This window comes from Nitrosospira sp. TNL300 (genome assembly GCF_055385915.1).
Map to the genome: position 1 here is coordinate 58,701 of NZ_AP041005.1, position 14,842 is coordinate 73,542.

Consider the following 14,842-nt stretch of genomic DNA (forward strand, 5'->3'; position numbering starts at 1 on the left):
TACCCCATCTCAGGGGATTTGAAGTGTTGATTTAGAACAAGTAATCTAGATGTCGAGTTTTCTTACGATGTAAGTGTAATCAGTATTTTTCCTACATATGTAAGGGTAATTCTTCTTCCAAAACCTGAACTAATTTTTCGGGAGCTTGAGCCTTCCCGATAAAAGTTATATCGACAAATTCCAAGGATTAGGGAATAATGCGTGCCCTAATGCGAAGGACACATCGCGCAAACCCTGCAAGAGATCAAGGAAATTTCGAGCCTTTCCGCCTATCGTCCGTTTTCAGCCTTTTCCGCGCCATACCATCCTAGTACAACCGTAATAACCATTCTGTAATGGGGGTAGCCCAAGGGCCTTCTGTTCAAAGGGCATCGCGAGCCTCCCTTTCGTAGGAAAAGTAATGTAATGAAGCGAAAAATTATCCTTACTGTCGCTGCTATATTTGGTAATGCGGTTGTCATATTGAGTACTGCAGCTGTCATATTCGTTATTTCCGTGATCCTGTATCACGGCTTCTTTTAACTTTCCAAGAATCTGCCAAACATAGGGTTAAAACAGTTCAATAAATAGTTGCGTGTTTTTGTTCATTCATATATGTTTTGAACATGTCTCGCAAAATGGTCAGCATTCAGGAAGCCGCTGAGTTCCTGGGCGTAGCAGCCCAAACGCTGCGACGCTGGGAGCGTGAAGGCAGGCTGATTCCTGATGAGCGCACACCGGGCGGGCGCAGGCGCTACGACTTGGCCAGGCTGCGCCCGCAGCAATTTCATACGTCCACAGCAGCGCTGCGCACCGTCGCCTACGCCCGAGTCTCCAGCCAAGACCAGAAAGACGACCTGGAGCGCCAAAAGCAGGTGCTAGAACTCTACTGCGCCCGCCAGGGCTGGACATTTGAGGTGATTGCCGATCTGGACTCAGGCATGAACTACCACAAGAAAGGCTTGAAGCGCCTGCTTGATGCTATTGTGGACGGACAGATTGGGCGACTGGTTATCACCCATAAAGACCGGCTCTTGCGCTTTGGCGCAGAGCTGGTGTTCGCCATTTGCGAAGCCAAAGGCGTAGAGGTGGTCATCCTCAACCAGGGTGCGGACACCTCGTTTGAAGAGGACTTGGCCAAGGATGTGCTGGAAATCATCACTGTGTTCTCAGCACGGCTGTACGGCAGCCGCTCGCGCAAAAACCAAAAGCTGCTTGATGGTGTGAAGAAAGCCGTGGAGGAAGCGCAGTGCTAATCGCTCACAAGATTGCGCTTGACCTCAATAACGTTCAGGCCACCTACATGGCTCGTGCGGCTGGCACGGCACGCTTTGCCTATAACTGGGCGCTGACTGAGTGGAAACGTCAATACGAAGCCTGGAAGCTCGACAACAATCAGCCCAGGCCTTCACAAGCGGCACTACGCAGGCAGCTTAACGCCATTAAGCGCGAGCAATTCCCGTGGATGCTGGAAGTCACCAAAAACGCCCCGCAAATGGCCATCATGCAGCTGGGCGATGCATTCAAGAATTTCTTTGCAGGGCGAGCCAAGTACCCGCAGTTTCGCAAAAAAGGAGCGCATGACCGCTTCACGCTCACCAGCGACCAATTCGGTATCGACGCCTGTCGCATACGCATCCCCAATTTGGGCTGGGTGCGTATGCGTGAGGCGTTGCGTTTTGCTGGCAAAGTGATGTCGGCCACCGTCTCCCGTGTGGCTGATCGCTGGTTTGTCAGCATTGCCGTAGATACCCAGGATGATTCGCACCTGCCCCAGCCAAAAACCAAGGCGCGGTAGGTGTGGATTTGGGTGTCTTGGCACTGGCAACGCTCTCAACGGGGGAAAGCATTGCTGGCCCTAAGCCGCACAAAGCGCTGCTGCATCGCCTGCAAAGGCTCTCGCGTAGCTTGAGCCGCAAGCAAAAAGGCTCGGCCAACCGCAAGAAAGCCAAGGTCCAACTGGCAAGGCTGCACGCTCGCATTGCCCATATCCGCTCGGACGCTTTGCACAAACTCACGACAGACCTCACACGGCGCTTCCATACCATCGGTATTGAGGACTTAAACGTGCGCGGCATGGTGAAAAACCGCCACCTGGCACGCTCGATTGCTGATATGGGATTTTTTGAGTTCCGGCGGCAACTGGAGTACAAGGCCGCGATGCGTAGTGGGCAAGTGGTAGTAGCTGATCGTTTCTTTGCCAGCAGCAAGACCTGCTCAGACTGCAACCATAAACTGGAGTCGTTACCGCTGGCAATGCGGCAATGGACATGCCAGGAGTGCGGCGCAATCCATGACCGCGACGTAAACGCCGCTGTCAATTTAAAGAATATGGCGGTGAGTTCCACCGTCTCAGCCTGTGGAGAGGACGGCTCTGGCTCAGGTCGTAAGACCCGAGTGAAACCAGCTTCGGGGAAGCAGGAAGTCAGTTTTGTTCCTGTTTAAGCAGGAATGAGCAAGTCTGACGGAACGGGTAGAGGCAGTTATATGCAAAAAGGATTTTAAGGGATGATCTTGAGCGCATCGATTTCGTAGGTACGGTAGCGAACATATTTTTCGCTTGGAGATTGACAAAATGCGCTCAGCCTTGAAAACGAGGGTATTTTTTTGATTGATATGTATAGGAAATAAAAATGGCAATTGGCACAGTAAAGTGGTTCAACGATTCAAAAGGCTTTGGCTTCATTACCCCTGATGACGGCAGCGAGGATTTGTTCGCGCACTTCTCGGCAATCGGAATGTCCGGATTCAAAACGCTGAAAGAAGGTCAAAAAGTAACGTTTGAGGTTACCCAAGGGCCAAAGGGCAAGCAGGCATCAAACATTCAAGCTGCGTAGGATCAGGATTGCTGCTCTTCCTGTGGTTTAGCCACCTTGAAGTTATCCGGCAGCCACCGCAAACCGGATAAAGCCAGCTCCGCTTGCCGTGCCAGATCGGCTTTCTTGAACCCGTTCATGCTTTGCGCCTGTTGCGGAGATACCGCTTCAGCCACAATCGCAAGAATCCAGTCTCTCGGGATATGCGACAGGTAGTTCTCCCCCGTTGCCTCCCACCAGTCGGCCATGTTGAGATTCAGGGCTGCTTCAAAAGTTCTGCCTGAATGGCCGCGGTGGGTGAGCAGTCAGCATGCGCGTGAGTTTTTCCGAATGCAGAGGCTTTGGCTCATCACCTTTGCTTGTTCCTGCAATCCCTGTTGCCCCACCCTGATTGGATGACAGCTTCTTCATGTCCTCCCTGCGAATCAGGCTCCGCTCAATGTGCAATTTGCCTTCGTGGTCGACGGTGACGATCGTCCCTGTGATCTCAAGATCGTCCGGATAGGGTTCGGCCAGCGATTCATTCAATGCATCCAGTTCCCACTGAATCCGTTCCGCTTTTTCCTCGAATGCGGCATAGATTCGTCTGCTTGATCGGCGTCCTCATTGCCCGCTTCAAATTGCGCTTCAAGGACTTCCATTTCAGCTTCAAGCGCCTCCATTCTCGCCTGTTCCTCTGCCGTAAGCTCCCGCCTGACTGTTCGCACCTGCCCGACCACGCGACACTCGGCCTCATGGTCTTTCGGCAAGCGTCCATCGGTTATCAGCAGTTTCAATGCGGCAAACCTTCGTCCTCCGGCAACCACTTCATACTTGCCGGTTTTCCTGCCCTTCTTTACCTGCTCAGTGACAACCAGGGTGTGAATCAGTCCTTGGGAGGCAATGAGAGCAGCAAGTTTCTCGATGCCGGTTCCCTGCTTCTTTCTGGCATTGAGGGGCGAGATGACAAGTTTGCTAACCGGAATGCGGGCAATATCGGTTTCAACAGTCTGGACGGTTTCGATGGTATCCATTGATTGTCTCCTCTGATGAATAAATGAATGAGGAAAAGCCGGTGCGTCTGCACCGTGGCTCACTTAACCCGATCCGCTTCCGCGCTGTCAGGTATCTCGCAGTGACGGAATTTTCGACGGTTTGGGCTTACACCCCCTGAATACCGATTAGTCTTGAGTATGCTCCGGAACACCACCCGCTTTCGGATTGTGCCTGATAAGCGCCCCTCCCGATAATTTGCGAAGAGCGACATAAAACACAGGGGTGAGGAACAGTCCAAACAGAGTTACGCCGATCATGCCCGCGAACACGGTAATCCCCGTGGCTGAGCGCACTTCCGCACCAGCCCCTGTTGAGAGTACCAGCGGTACAGAGCCAGCGACAAAGGCAATGGATGTCATGACAATCGGCCGCAGCCGCAGGCGGCAGGCCTCCAGTGCCGCTTCAACGATCTCCTTGCCCTGGAATTCCAGTTCACGGGCGAATTCGACGATCAGGATCGCATTCTTGCAGGCCAGGCCCATCAGCACGACCAGCCCCACCTGCACGAATATATTGTTGTCGCCGCCGGTCAGCCACACGCCGAGCAAGGCGGCGCACATGCATACCGGCACGATCAGGATGACTGCAAGCGGCAGCGTCCAGCTTTCGTACAGTGCGGCGAGCACGAGGAAGGCGAGCATGACGGCAAGCGGAAATACGATCAGCTTGGCGTTGCTTTGCGTCACCTGTTGATAGCTCAGGTCCGTCCATTCGAGCATCATGCCGTCCGGCAATATTTCCCCGGCCATTTCCTTTAGCCGGATGATGGCCTGGCCCGAGGATAACTGGTGCGGATCGGAATCGCCAATCAGGTCGGCAGCGGGATAACCGTTGTAGCGCAGCACCGGATCGGGACCATAGGTCGGTGTGATCGTCGTCATCGCACTCATGGGTATCATATCGCCGCTCTCATTGCGGACGCGCAGTTTCTCAATGTCTTCAACGCGTTGCCGTTTCCCAGCGTCGGCCTGGACAAAAACGCGATAGACGCGCCCGAAAAGGTTGAAGTCATTCACATAGGCTGAGCCCAGGTAGATTTGCAGCGTATTGAACAGTTCGCTTAGCGACACGCCCTGCGCTTTGGCTTTGGTGCGATCAACCTTGATTTCGAGCTGGGGAATATTTGCCTGATAAGCACTGACCGGATAAGTGAACCCCGGGGTCTGCGCAATTTTGCCCTGGAAGGCTTTGGTCGCATCCTGCAGTGCGCCATAACCCAGGCTGGCGCGATCCTCCACGTAAAGCGAGTAACCGGAACCATTGCCCAATCCCTCGATCGGCGGCGGCATCAATGCGAAGGTAATACCCTCCTCAATGGAAGAGAATTTTTCATTGAGCTCCGCGACGATGGCGCTGGCGCTGCGGCTGCGCTGATCGAACGGCTTGAGGATGACATAGGCGGCGCTGAAATTAGGCGTGTTGGTAACCTGCAAGGCATTGAGGCCCGCATAGGCTGCCACTTTCTCCACGCCCTCGGTGCCAAGGGCGATATCGACCATCTTGCGCACGACCTCGTCCGTGCGCGCAAGCGAGGCGCCCTCCGGCAGCTTGGCGCCGGTGAAGAGATAAAGTTTATCCTGTGTCGGGATAAAACCATCCGGCACCTTATTAAACAGAAGCGCGGTGCAGGCGAGCAGCATGAGGTAGACGCTGAACACGAGCCCGCGTTTTGTCAGCGCGTGCCCGACGGTACGATGATAGTTCCCGGAGCTGCGCCGGAAGAAGCGGTTGAAGGGACGGAATACCCAGCCGAGCAAACGCTCCATCACGCGCGATAGCACATCCTTGGGCGTGTCGTGGCTTTTGAGCAGCATGGCCGCCAATGCGGGCGACAGGGTCAATGAATTGATGGCCGAGATTACCGTGGAAACCGCAATGGTCACTGCGAACTGCTTGTAGAATTGACCGGTTACACCCGTCAGGAAGGCCATCGGCACGAATACCGCGCACAGTACCAGCGCAATGGCAATGATAGGGCCCGATACCTCCTTCATCGCCTGATGAGCGGCGGCAAGCGGCGCCAGCCCTTCCTCGATGTTGCGTTCGACATTCTCGACGACGACAATGGCATCGTCGACGACAATCCCGATTGCCAGCACGAGACCAAACAAGGTCAATGTGTTAATCGAAAAACCGAGCAGGTACAGCACGGCAAAGGTGCCCACTATCGACACGGGCACCGCGATCAGGGGGATGATCGACGCACGCCAGGTCTGCAGGAAAAGTATCACGACAACCACGACGAGCGAAATGGCTTCCAGCAGCGTGTTCTGCACGGCGCGGATCGAATCGCGCACAAAAACGGTGGGGTCCCATGTCGGATCGTAGACGATGCCCGGCGGGAAGCGCTTGGATAGCTCATCCATCTTTGTATACACCGAGTTTGCTACCGCCAAGGCATTGGCGCCCGGCGATAGGAAGACGCCTACTGTGGCGTTGGTGTTCCTGTTGTTATACGCGCGCACGGTATAGTTGCCGGAGCCGAGCTCCACGCGCGCCACGTTTGACAGGCGCACCACCTCCCCATTCGGGCCGCTCTTCAGAATGATGTCCCCGAATTCGGTTTCCGTGCTGAGACGGCCGCGCACATTGATTGAAATGAGGAAATCCGGTTTGTTCGGCGAAGGCTCGGCACCGAGCTGGCCCGCCGATACCTGCACATTCTGTTCGCGCAGCGCATTGAGCACGTCACCGCTGGTCAGGCCGCGCGAGGCGACTTTATCCGGATCGAGCCAGATGCGCATCGCGTAGTCGCCCGAGCCGAACAGCTGCACATCGCCGATGCCGTGCAGGCGGGATAGCTCATCCTTGACATGCAGCACCAGGTAGTTGCGCAAATAGAGCGAGTCGTAGCGCCCGTCCGTCGAGAACAGGTTCATGTACATCAACGGCGTCGGGGATTGCTTTTGCGTCGTCACGCCATATTGCCGCACCGCCTCCGGCAGGCGCGGCAGCGCCTGGCTCACCCGGTTCAGCACGCGCACCGCGGCGATATCCGGATCCACGCCGGGCGTGAAGGTGATCACTACCTGCAGGGTGCCGTCGGAACTGGCGACAGACTTCAGGTACATGATGCCTTCAACACCGTTGATGGCTTCCTCCAGCGGCACGGCTACCGATTCGGCAATCTCTTTCGGGTTGGCGCCCGGGTAGTTGGTACGCACGAGAACGGTGGGCGGGATGACCTCAGGATATTCGCTGTTCGGCAGCAGGGGGATCGCAATCAGGCCGGCGGCAAAAATCACGATCGACAGCACAGCCGCGAAGATCGGCCGGTCGATAAAGAATCTGGAGAAATCCACGAAAGTTTACATCACCGCGCCTTACAGCGCAGCCATCGGGATTTCATTGGGTTTAACCAACATACCGGGAAAGTGGATTTTCTGCTGGCCGGCGACGACGATCCTGTCGCCAGGCGCAAGGCCGGACTGTATCACGCGCAATCCTTCCGCCATGCGGCCGGGCACGATGTCCTTGCGCTGGACTTTATTATCCTTGTCCACCACGTAGACGTACTTGCGGTCCTGATCTGTCATCACGGCCTTGTCATCGATCAGCAGAGCATTTTCCTTCCTGCCGCTGACGAATTGCACGCGCACGAACAAGCCGGGGGTAAAAATGCGATCGGCATTGGGAAGCACGGCGCGCACGCGTATGGTTCCAACCTCGGAATTGACCTGGTTGTCGAAGAAGTCGATCGTGCCTGCGTGGGGATAGCCTTCCTCGTTGGTCAGGCCGACGCGTACCGAAGTGCCGGCGGGCGCGCCTTCGCCATCGCGCTCCTGTTCGCCGTAGCGCAGATAGCTGTTCTCGTCGACGTCGAAGTATACGTACATCGGGTCCTGCGACACTATCGTGGTCAGTATGGTTTGGTCGGCAACGGCCATATTGCCGGCGGTTACCAGGGCGCGGCTCGTTTTCCCGGCGACGGGCGCGCGCACCTCGGTAAATTCCAACTGGAGCTTCGCATCGGCTACCAACGCCTCGGCAGCATCGATATCCGCGGCGGTCTGCGTGTGCGTGGTGCGGCGCGTGTCCGACTCTTCGCGGGAGATTGCCTCGGATTCTATCAGCAGCCGGGCATTCTTGTCCCGCATGCTTGCGAGCTGTTCCGCCACGCGTGCACGATCGAGCTGTGCCCGCGCATTAGCCAGTGCTATCCGATAGGGGCGCTGATCGATGAGGAACATCAGGTCGCCCTTCTTCACCTCCTGGCCTTCCTTGTACGCGACGCGCTGCACATAGCCGCTCACGCGGGCTCGCAGTTCAATAGTATGGATCGCGCTGACACGGCCAGTGTATTCATCCCATTGTTGCACCGGCTTGGAGACTACCTGGGCGACGCTGACTTCCGGGGGAGGCAGCGCCTGCCCGCCGCCCGCCTGCTCGTTGTCGCAACCTGCCAGCGCCAGCATCGATGCAATGATTACGCCTGGCATAATCGACCGTGTACGGAACATTCTATCCATTTGAGAGTGACGCACGCATATCCCTTTTGACTATTGCAACAAACAACAAGGTAGGAGTTCGTCCACCACTATCAGTGGCCAGGACCATGAAGCTCCGCATTCCGTCGACAAATTTGCCCAGATGCTGTCCATCGATTTCCCCTATGAAAAGTCGGATCAAGCCGTTCAACGGGTTTCTCCAGAGGCAGCCGCCTCCAGCGCACTGCTGCAACAAATCTGAGCAATCCCAGTAGATCTAGCTGAAACAGAGGCTTAAGAAACTTACCCACAACCCTATCCCCGGTCTATCCCCGGCAACAGGGGAAAACCTCATTGGATTAACTGGACCGGGGATGCAAGTCATTAGCGGCTTCGACATCAATTTGCAAACATTCTACTGAACTATGTTGATAACCGAGCAGATCAGCCTGAAAGACTCATGGTATTGAATAGACTTGGCCATCCGCCAGTTGACTGGTAGCCATTACACATAGGAGCAAAAAATGACTGCGACCAACCAGATTCTTATCATCGTTACCAATTCGGACGTGTTTGAAAAGGTAGGATACAGAACGGGACTGTGGCTTAGCGAACTCGTCGAATTTTGGGATATTGCTGAAGAAGCAGGCTATAAGATGGATATTGCCAGTCCATCGGGCGGCAAAACTCCCCTCGATCCCGAAAGCCTGCTCCTCACCGAAATGGGTGATGCCATCGGCCTCAAAGGGAGTCTTTCCAGGCGCTACGAAGACAAGGCCTTCATGAGTCTGCTGGACAACACGTTGAAAGTGTCCGACGTGGATCCGGCTGCGTACGATGCCATCTATATGACGGGCGGCCACGGCGTCATGTTCGACTTCCCAAAAAGCGCATCATTGGCGGAATTGACTGCCAGATTCTATGAATCCGGCAAGATTGTTTCGGCCGCGTGCCATGGACCTTGCGGTCTGCTGGAAGTGAAACTGAGTAATGGTACATATCTTGTTGATGGTAAGGACGTAACGGGCTTCTCGTGGAAGGAAGAGAAATTGGCAAACCGCGATGAAGCGGTTCCGTTCAACCTGGAGGAAGAACTACAAAAGCGAGGGGGGCGATACAGCAAGGCAATGATGCCGTTTGGCTCCCATGTGGTGGAGGATGGCCTCTTGATTACGGCCCAGAATCCCAAAAGCACCAAAAACCTGGGACAGGCCGTGATCAGGAAGCTCAAGGAACTCAAAGAAGTAGGTTCCCAGCCAAAGGAAATGTTTTTATGAACGGCGATACATCGACTACAGAATTGCCGATCTGGATGAAAAACGCAACCAGGGAAGGGTAACGGACGCACTCAACAATCTCCTGAAGGATGCGCGCAACGGCAGGCTGAAATGCGCAGCTATTCGTTTGTATTACAAGGATGGCTCAAGTGAAGTGAAAGTGATCAGTAGCACTCCTGAAGAACAGGCGGAGACTCTTGCCAGGCTGGACCGATCCATCGCGTTGCATGAGCGCGGACATCGATTCAATTGGCTTCACCGGAACCAGGACGAGTTGCAAGACGCACCAACTCCATGAATCCGGGCAGAGTGGAGGCAGACTTGAGGGCATTCCGACAAATCCCGCAAATGACGGGGTCGATCTTGTACCGGAATCCAGCAAACCTGATCTCGCACGCTTCGTCTGCAACTGACGGTGCAGGCTTATTGTGCCGGAAATCCCACGGTGCGACAGGCGCCGGATCACTCCACAGTCCAATGCCCTTGAGATCGGCTGCCTTTTGAGCCTCGGCATAAAGCCGCTTATCAGCCAGCCGCAGATCTTTGTCATACTGTTTGTAATGCCATGCCAGTCCCGCCTTGATCTGCTTCAGGTTGACGTCCTGGCCATCCAGCAGCACTTTTCCCAAAACACGCTGATAGCGGTCTTGCTTGTGCCACTCCACCGCAACTGTTTTGCCAAACACCAGATCAGCCAGGTTTTGCCGGGATACGTTGCCAAACGGCTGCTTGCGTTCAGGTGCATCAATTCCCATAAGCCTGATCTTGTGCTGGCGGTTTGACTTATCGAGGACTGTCAGGGTATCGCCATCGGCGATCTTGACGACCCGACCGCTTAATATTTCAGCTTGAGCGAAGCAGGTGCATAAGATATAGACAGCCAAGCCAGCTATTAACCGGCTCAGCTCAGCTATTCTGTCCCGTCGCATTACGCGGTCACCCTGATTCCAGCCTCATGCGCACGGCGTGCAGGGCGAACAACGATCTCAACATGCGGGTCGAGCGACACCAACGCCTCCATCAGGTGTTCGAGCGAGATGCTCCGTAGTTTGTAGCGCCGAATCTGGGACACTGTCGGCTGCGGCATGACGGTGAGGCGCGCCGCCTCAGTCTGACTTACGCCCCGCTTGTCGATCAGGTCGTTCAGCTTGAGTGCGAGAACTGCCTTCGCCGGCAGCTCTTGCGCATCGTCAAAGCCGAGATTAATCAGCACATTGTCGGTACCTTGAGGATGCTCTTTGTGTGTCATTAACCAGTATGAAGTAGTTTTGCCGGCTTACGATCATCCATACACAATGCAGAGATGAGTTAAATATGACAGCAATGGGTCAATCTTGCCCCGCCTCATCCAGACAGAAGCTATCATTGACGCCATCAAGACACGCTTCTCAGCCGGTCGCTTGTCATGAGCCAACCGGAGGGAATCGGTGGATAAGGGCATGATAGAATCCAGCCTCCAACTGAACCCTGGTATTGCCATGAACGAACACCCCCGCATCAGATTACTGGAAAACCTGCTGGCTCGCCGCATCCTGCTGCTCGATGGTGCGATGGGCACCATGATTCAGAGCCACAAGCTTGGCGAAAAGGACTATCGCGGGGAGCGCTTTGCCAATTTTCCGCATGACCTCCGGGGCAACAACGATCTCCTGACCCTCACCCAGCCGCAGGTGATCCGTTCCATTCATGAAGCCTATCTGGAGGCAGGCGCAGACGTCGTCGAAACCAACACTTTCAATTCCACCGCGGCCTCGATGGGAGACTACCACATGCAGGACCTGGTGTATGAGCTTAACTTTGCCGGCGCCAGGCTGGCAAAGGAAGCAGCACAAGCGATGGAAGCAAAGACGCCCGAGAAGCCGCGCTTTGTCGCGGGCGTGCTGGGGCCGACCACCAAAACCGCTTCGATTTCTCCCGACGTGAATGATCCCGGCTTCCGCGGCATCACATTCGACCAGCTGGTGAAGGATTATTCCGAATCCATTCGCGGCCTGCTCGACGGCGGAGCTGATATTCTGCTGGTCGAAACCATATTCGATACCCTCAATGCGAAAGCGGCGCTGTTTGCCATAGACCAGTATTTCGAAACGCATCAGATGCGTGTTCCCATCATGATTTCGGCCACGATAACGGATGCTTCGGGGCGCACGCTTTCCGGCCAGACGCCGGAAGCGTTCTGGAACTCTGTATCTCATGCCCGTCCGTTGTCGGTAGGGCTCAACTGCGCCCTGGGAGCGGAACTGATGCGCCCCTACGTCGAGGAGCTTTCCAGGGTTGCAGGCGTGTATGTGAGTGCTCACCCCAACGCGGGCTTACCCAACCCGCTGGCGGAGACAGGCTACGACGAATCCCCGGAATATACTGCAGGGTTGATCAAAGGGTATGCGCAATCCGGTTTCGTGAATATCGTCGGCGGGTGCTGCGGCACCACGCCTGCGCATATCAAGGCGATCGCAGACGCCATAGCGAGTATCCCGCCTCGGGCCGTGCCGGATGTTCCAAAGAAGCTTCGTCTTTCCGGTCTTGAACCGCTCAACATTGGCGACGACTCCCTGTTTGTAAACGTCGGGGAACGGACCAATGTCACCGGTTCGAAAGCCTTTGCCCGGTTGATACTTGGCAACAACTATGCGGAAGCCCTGAGCGTCGGACGCAGCCAGGTCGAGAATGGGGCGCAGATCATCGACATCAACATGGATGAGGCGATGCTCGATTCGCAGAAGGCGATGGTTACCTTCCTGAACCTCGTGGCCGCGGAGCCGGATATCAGCCGTGTGCCGATCATGATCGATTCCAGCAAGTGGTCGGTCATTGAAGCCGGGCTGAAGTGCGTACAGGGCAAGCCTATCATCAACTCCATCAGCCTCAAGGAAGGTGAAGCCGAATTCATCGAACATGCAAAACTTGCGCGCCGTTATGGCGCTGCGGTCATCGTGATGGCATTCGACGAGACGGGCCAGGCAGACACTATGGCGCGTAAGGTGGAGATTTGCGCACGCTGCTACCGCATTCTCGTCGATCAGGTTGGTTTCCCCCCTGAGGACATCATCTTTGATCCGAATATCTTCGCAATCGCCACCGGGATAGAAGAACACAATAATTACGGCGTGGATTTCATCGAAGCGACCCGCGCCATCAAGGAAAAGCTGCCGTATGCAAAAGTGAGCGGCGGTGTTTCGAATGTCTCCTTCTCCTTCCGCGGCAATGAGCCGGTGCGCGAGGCCATTCATACCGCCTTCCTCTACCATGCCGTTCGTGCCGGGATGACGATGGGCATCGTGAATGCAGGGCAGCTCGGCGTTTATTCCGATATTCCCAAGGACCTGCTGGAACGGGTCGAGGATGTGCTGCTCAACCGCACCCTCCCGGAAGACGGAGAGGCTACCGCCACCGAGCGCCTGGTGGAATTCGCCGAAAGCTTCAAGGGGCAAAGCAAGGAAAACACCGAAGACCTTGCCTGGCGGAACGGTTCGCTACAGGAGCGGCTGACGCATGCCCTGGTCAGGGGGATTACGACCTATATCGTGGAAGACACCGAGGCAGCCCGGCTGGAAATAGCCGCACAGGGCGGACGCCCAATCCAGGTGATCGAGGGTCCCCTGATGAACGGCATGAGTGTCGTCGGCGATCTGTTCGGATCAGGCAAGATGTTCCTGCCCCAGGTGGTGAAATCGGCGCGCGTGATGAAACAGGCGGTGGCGCACCTGCTGCCGTTCATCGAGGCGGAGAAGAAGCTGCTGGGCGATTCCAAACCCAAGGGCAAGATCGTCATTGCCACCGTCAAGGGCGATGTGCATGACATTGGCAAAAATATCGTCACCGTGGTGCTTCAGTGCAACAATTATGAAGTAGTGAACATGGGGGTGATGGTCCCCAGTGCCAAGATTCTGGAGACTGCCAGACGCGAAAATGCGGATATGATCGGCTTGTCCGGCTTGATTACGCCCTCCCTGGAAGAGATGGCGCATGTGGCAAAGGAGATGGAGCGGGAAGGCTTTACCATCCCGCTATTGATCGGCGGAGCCACTACCTCGCGCGTGCACACGGCGGTGAAGGTGGCGCCGAAATACAGCGGGGTTACAGTATGGGTGCCGGATGCAAGCCGCGCGGTCGGTGTGTGCAGTAATCTGCTGTCGGAGGATTTACGGACAGACTATATTCAAAAAATCCAGGCCGAGTACGAGAAAGTGCGGGCGCAGCATAAGAACAAGAAAGGACCGGCGCCGTTGCTGTCGATCGCGGACGCGCGGAAGAATGCGTTCAAGACCGATTGGGAAACATACACCCCACCTTCACCAGGGTTTACCGGTGTCAGATCCTTGCGAAATTATCCCCTGGAAAAACTGGTGCCCTTCATAGACTGGACGCCGTTCTTCCAGGCATGGGAGCTGTCGGGGCGTTTCCCCGCCATCCTGGAGGATGAGGTGGTCGGTGAGGCCGCCAGCAATCTCTACCGCGATGCGCAGGTGATGCTGAAAAAGATCGTGGAGCAGAAATGGCTTGCAGCAAATGCCGTATTCGGCCTGTTTCCAGCCAATACGGTCAACAGCGATGATATCGAAATCTATGCGGACAAAGCCCGCAAGCACGTAGCGATGACCTTCCACAACCTGCGCCAGCAGACAATGAAACCGGACGGAAAGCCCAACCTGTGCCTGGCCGATTTCATTGCTCCCAGGGAAAGCGGCATTGCCGACACCATCGGCGCATTCGCGGTGACCGCGGGAATGGGCATCGAGGCAAGGTTAAAAGTGTTCGAGGAGGTGCATGACGATTACAGCGCAATTATCCTGAAAGCGCTGGCGGATCGTCTGGCGGAAGCTTTTGCCGAGCACATGCACTGGCGAATACGGCGTGAATTCTGGGGCTTTGTCCAAGATGAAAACCTGAGCAATGAGCAACTGGTCGCGGAAGAATACCAGGGGATTCGCCCCGCGCCGGGCTACCCGGCCTGTCCGGATCACACCGAGAAGGGACCCTTGTTTGAAATGCTGAACGCGCCTGAAAATGCAGGCATCATCGTGACTGAATCCTTTGCCATGGTACCCACGGCCGCAGTATCAGGCTTTTACTTTTCCCACCCGGAAGCCAGGTATTTCGCGGTTGGCAAGATCGGCAAGGATCAGGTGGAGGATTACGCCAGGCGCAAGGGCTGGACACTGGAAGAAACGGAGACGTGGCTGGCGCCCGTTCTGGCGTATGAAAGATAGCTGAATGAAAGATACTTGATCGGAAAGATTGCTCACAGGCCTGCGACATGCAGGAGATGCGAGCAGCCATGTGCGTCCGGCGAGAGAAAACGAACTTG

At 55.6% G+C, this 14,842-nt stretch carries 13 protein-coding genes; 6 read left to right on the forward strand and 7 right to left on the reverse strand.

Annotation, left to right across the window (positions count from 1 at the left end):
• The first annotated feature begins 605 nt into the window (after nt 1-605).
• The 4 genes from ACZ5BW_RS00285 to ACZ5BW_RS00300 all read left to right on the forward strand — a co-directional run bounded on the left by ACZ5BW_RS00285 (nt 606) and on the right by ACZ5BW_RS00300 (nt 2,816).
• Nucleotides 606-1,235 (forward strand): IS607 family transposase, encoded by a 630-nt coding sequence (locus ACZ5BW_RS00285; RefSeq protein WP_464541393.1) that lies wholly within the window; start codon nt 606-608, stop codon nt 1,233-1,235.
• Nucleotides 1,229-1,777, forward strand: a complete 549-nt coding sequence (locus tag ACZ5BW_RS00290; protein ID WP_464541395.1) for an RNA-guided endonuclease InsQ/TnpB family protein — start codon at nt 1,229-1,231, stop codon at nt 1,775-1,777. The genes ACZ5BW_RS00285 and ACZ5BW_RS00290 overlap by 7 nt, the downstream gene beginning before the upstream one ends.
• A gap of 2 nt (nt 1,778-1,779) precedes the next feature.
• On the forward strand, nt 1,780-2,424 hold the full coding sequence (locus ACZ5BW_RS00295; RefSeq protein ID WP_464541397.1) for an RNA-guided endonuclease InsQ/TnpB family protein: 645 nt from the start codon (nt 1,780-1,782) through the stop codon (nt 2,422-2,424).
• 188 nt (nt 2,425-2,612) lie between these two features.
• The gene (locus tag ACZ5BW_RS00300; protein WP_464541399.1) at nt 2,613-2,816 is read left to right on the forward strand and encodes a cold-shock protein; all 204 of its coding nucleotides are present in this window, start codon (nt 2,613-2,615) and stop codon (nt 2,814-2,816) included.
• A gap of 2 nt (nt 2,817-2,818) precedes the next feature.
• Here the strand turns inward: ACZ5BW_RS00300 and ACZ5BW_RS00305 are convergent, their stop codons facing one another.
• The 5 genes from ACZ5BW_RS00305 to ACZ5BW_RS00325 form a co-directional block, all read right to left on the reverse strand.
• Entirely contained in the window at nt 2,819-3,043 is a 225-nt protein-coding gene (locus ACZ5BW_RS00305; RefSeq protein ID WP_464541401.1) for a hypothetical protein, read from the reverse strand.
• 19 nt (nt 3,044-3,062) lie between these two features.
• Nucleotides 3,063-3,323: a hypothetical protein gene (locus ACZ5BW_RS00310; RefSeq protein ID WP_464541403.1), complete on the reverse strand. Its 261-nt coding sequence runs from the start codon at nt 3,321-3,323 to the stop codon at nt 3,063-3,065.
• A complete protein-coding gene (locus ACZ5BW_RS00315; protein WP_464541405.1) occupies nt 3,320-3,808 on the reverse strand; it encodes a ParB/Srx family N-terminal domain-containing protein in 489 nt (162 codons plus the stop codon). Before ACZ5BW_RS00315 ends, ACZ5BW_RS00310 begins: the two co-directional genes overlap by 4 nt.
• A gap of 147 nt (nt 3,809-3,955) precedes the next feature.
• Nucleotides 3,956-7,132, reverse strand: coding sequence for an efflux RND transporter permease subunit (locus tag ACZ5BW_RS00320; RefSeq protein WP_464541407.1), 3,177 nt, complete (start codon nt 7,130-7,132; stop codon nt 3,956-3,958).
• A gap of 21 nt (nt 7,133-7,153) precedes the next feature.
• Nucleotides 7,154-8,290 (reverse strand): efflux RND transporter periplasmic adaptor subunit, encoded by a 1,137-nt coding sequence (locus ACZ5BW_RS00325; protein WP_464541409.1) that lies wholly within the window; start codon nt 8,288-8,290, stop codon nt 7,154-7,156.
• Nucleotides 8,291-8,781: 491 nt separating this feature from the next.
• On the opposite strand from ACZ5BW_RS00325, the gene ACZ5BW_RS00330 reads away from it, so the two are divergent.
• On the forward strand, nt 8,782-9,534 hold the full coding sequence (locus tag ACZ5BW_RS00330; RefSeq protein ID WP_464541411.1) for a type 1 glutamine amidotransferase domain-containing protein: 753 nt from the start codon (nt 8,782-8,784) through the stop codon (nt 9,532-9,534).
• Between the two features lie 245 nt (nt 9,535-9,779).
• Here ACZ5BW_RS00330 and ACZ5BW_RS00335 read toward each other — a convergent pair whose 3' ends face one another.
• Nucleotides 9,780-10,463, reverse strand: a complete 684-nt coding sequence (locus ACZ5BW_RS00335; protein WP_464541413.1) for a thermonuclease family protein — start codon at nt 10,461-10,463, stop codon at nt 9,780-9,782.
• A complete protein-coding gene (locus tag ACZ5BW_RS00340; RefSeq protein WP_464541415.1) occupies nt 10,463-10,783 on the reverse strand; it encodes a helix-turn-helix domain-containing protein in 321 nt (106 codons plus the stop codon). The genes ACZ5BW_RS00335 and ACZ5BW_RS00340 overlap by 1 nt, the downstream gene beginning before the upstream one ends.
• A gap of 190 nt (nt 10,784-10,973) precedes the next feature.
• On the opposite strand from ACZ5BW_RS00340, the gene metH reads away from it, so the two are divergent.
• Nucleotides 10,974-14,744, forward strand: a complete 3,771-nt coding sequence (gene metH / locus ACZ5BW_RS00345) for a methionine synthase (protein WP_464541417.1) — start codon at nt 10,974-10,976, stop codon at nt 14,742-14,744.
• The last annotated feature ends 98 nt before the right edge of the window (nt 14,745-14,842 follow it).

What these genes read in the sequence shown, in the direction of transcription:
- ACZ5BW_RS00285 (WP_464541393.1), top strand. Translation starts at nt 606, where the DNA reads ATGTCTCGCAAAATGGTCAGCATTCAGGAAGCCGCTGAGTTCCTGGGC.
- ACZ5BW_RS00300 (WP_464541399.1), top strand. Translation starts at nt 2,613, where the DNA reads ATGGCAATTGGCACAGTAAAGTGGTTCAACGATTCAAAAGGCTTTGGC.
- ACZ5BW_RS00305 (WP_464541401.1), bottom strand. Translation starts at nt 3,043, where the DNA reads ATGGCCGACTGGTGGGAGGCAACGGGGGAGAACTACCTGTCGCATATC.
- ACZ5BW_RS00315 (WP_464541405.1), bottom strand. Translation starts at nt 3,808, where the DNA reads ATGGATACCATCGAAACCGTCCAGACTGTTGAAACCGATATTGCCCGC.
- ACZ5BW_RS00325 (WP_464541409.1), bottom strand. Translation starts at nt 8,290, where the DNA reads ATGTTCCGTACACGGTCGATTATGCCAGGCGTAATCATTGCATCGATG.
- ACZ5BW_RS00330 (WP_464541411.1), top strand. Translation starts at nt 8,782, where the DNA reads ATGACTGCGACCAACCAGATTCTTATCATCGTTACCAATTCGGACGTG.
- ACZ5BW_RS00335 (WP_464541413.1), bottom strand. Translation starts at nt 10,463, where the DNA reads ATGCGACGGGACAGAATAGCTGAGCTGAGCCGGTTAATAGCTGGCTTG.
- ACZ5BW_RS00340 (WP_464541415.1), bottom strand. Translation starts at nt 10,783, where the DNA reads ATGACACACAAAGAGCATCCTCAAGGTACCGACAATGTGCTGATTAAT.
- metH (WP_464541417.1), top strand. Translation starts at nt 10,974, where the DNA reads ATGATAGAATCCAGCCTCCAACTGAACCCTGGTATTGCCATGAACGAA.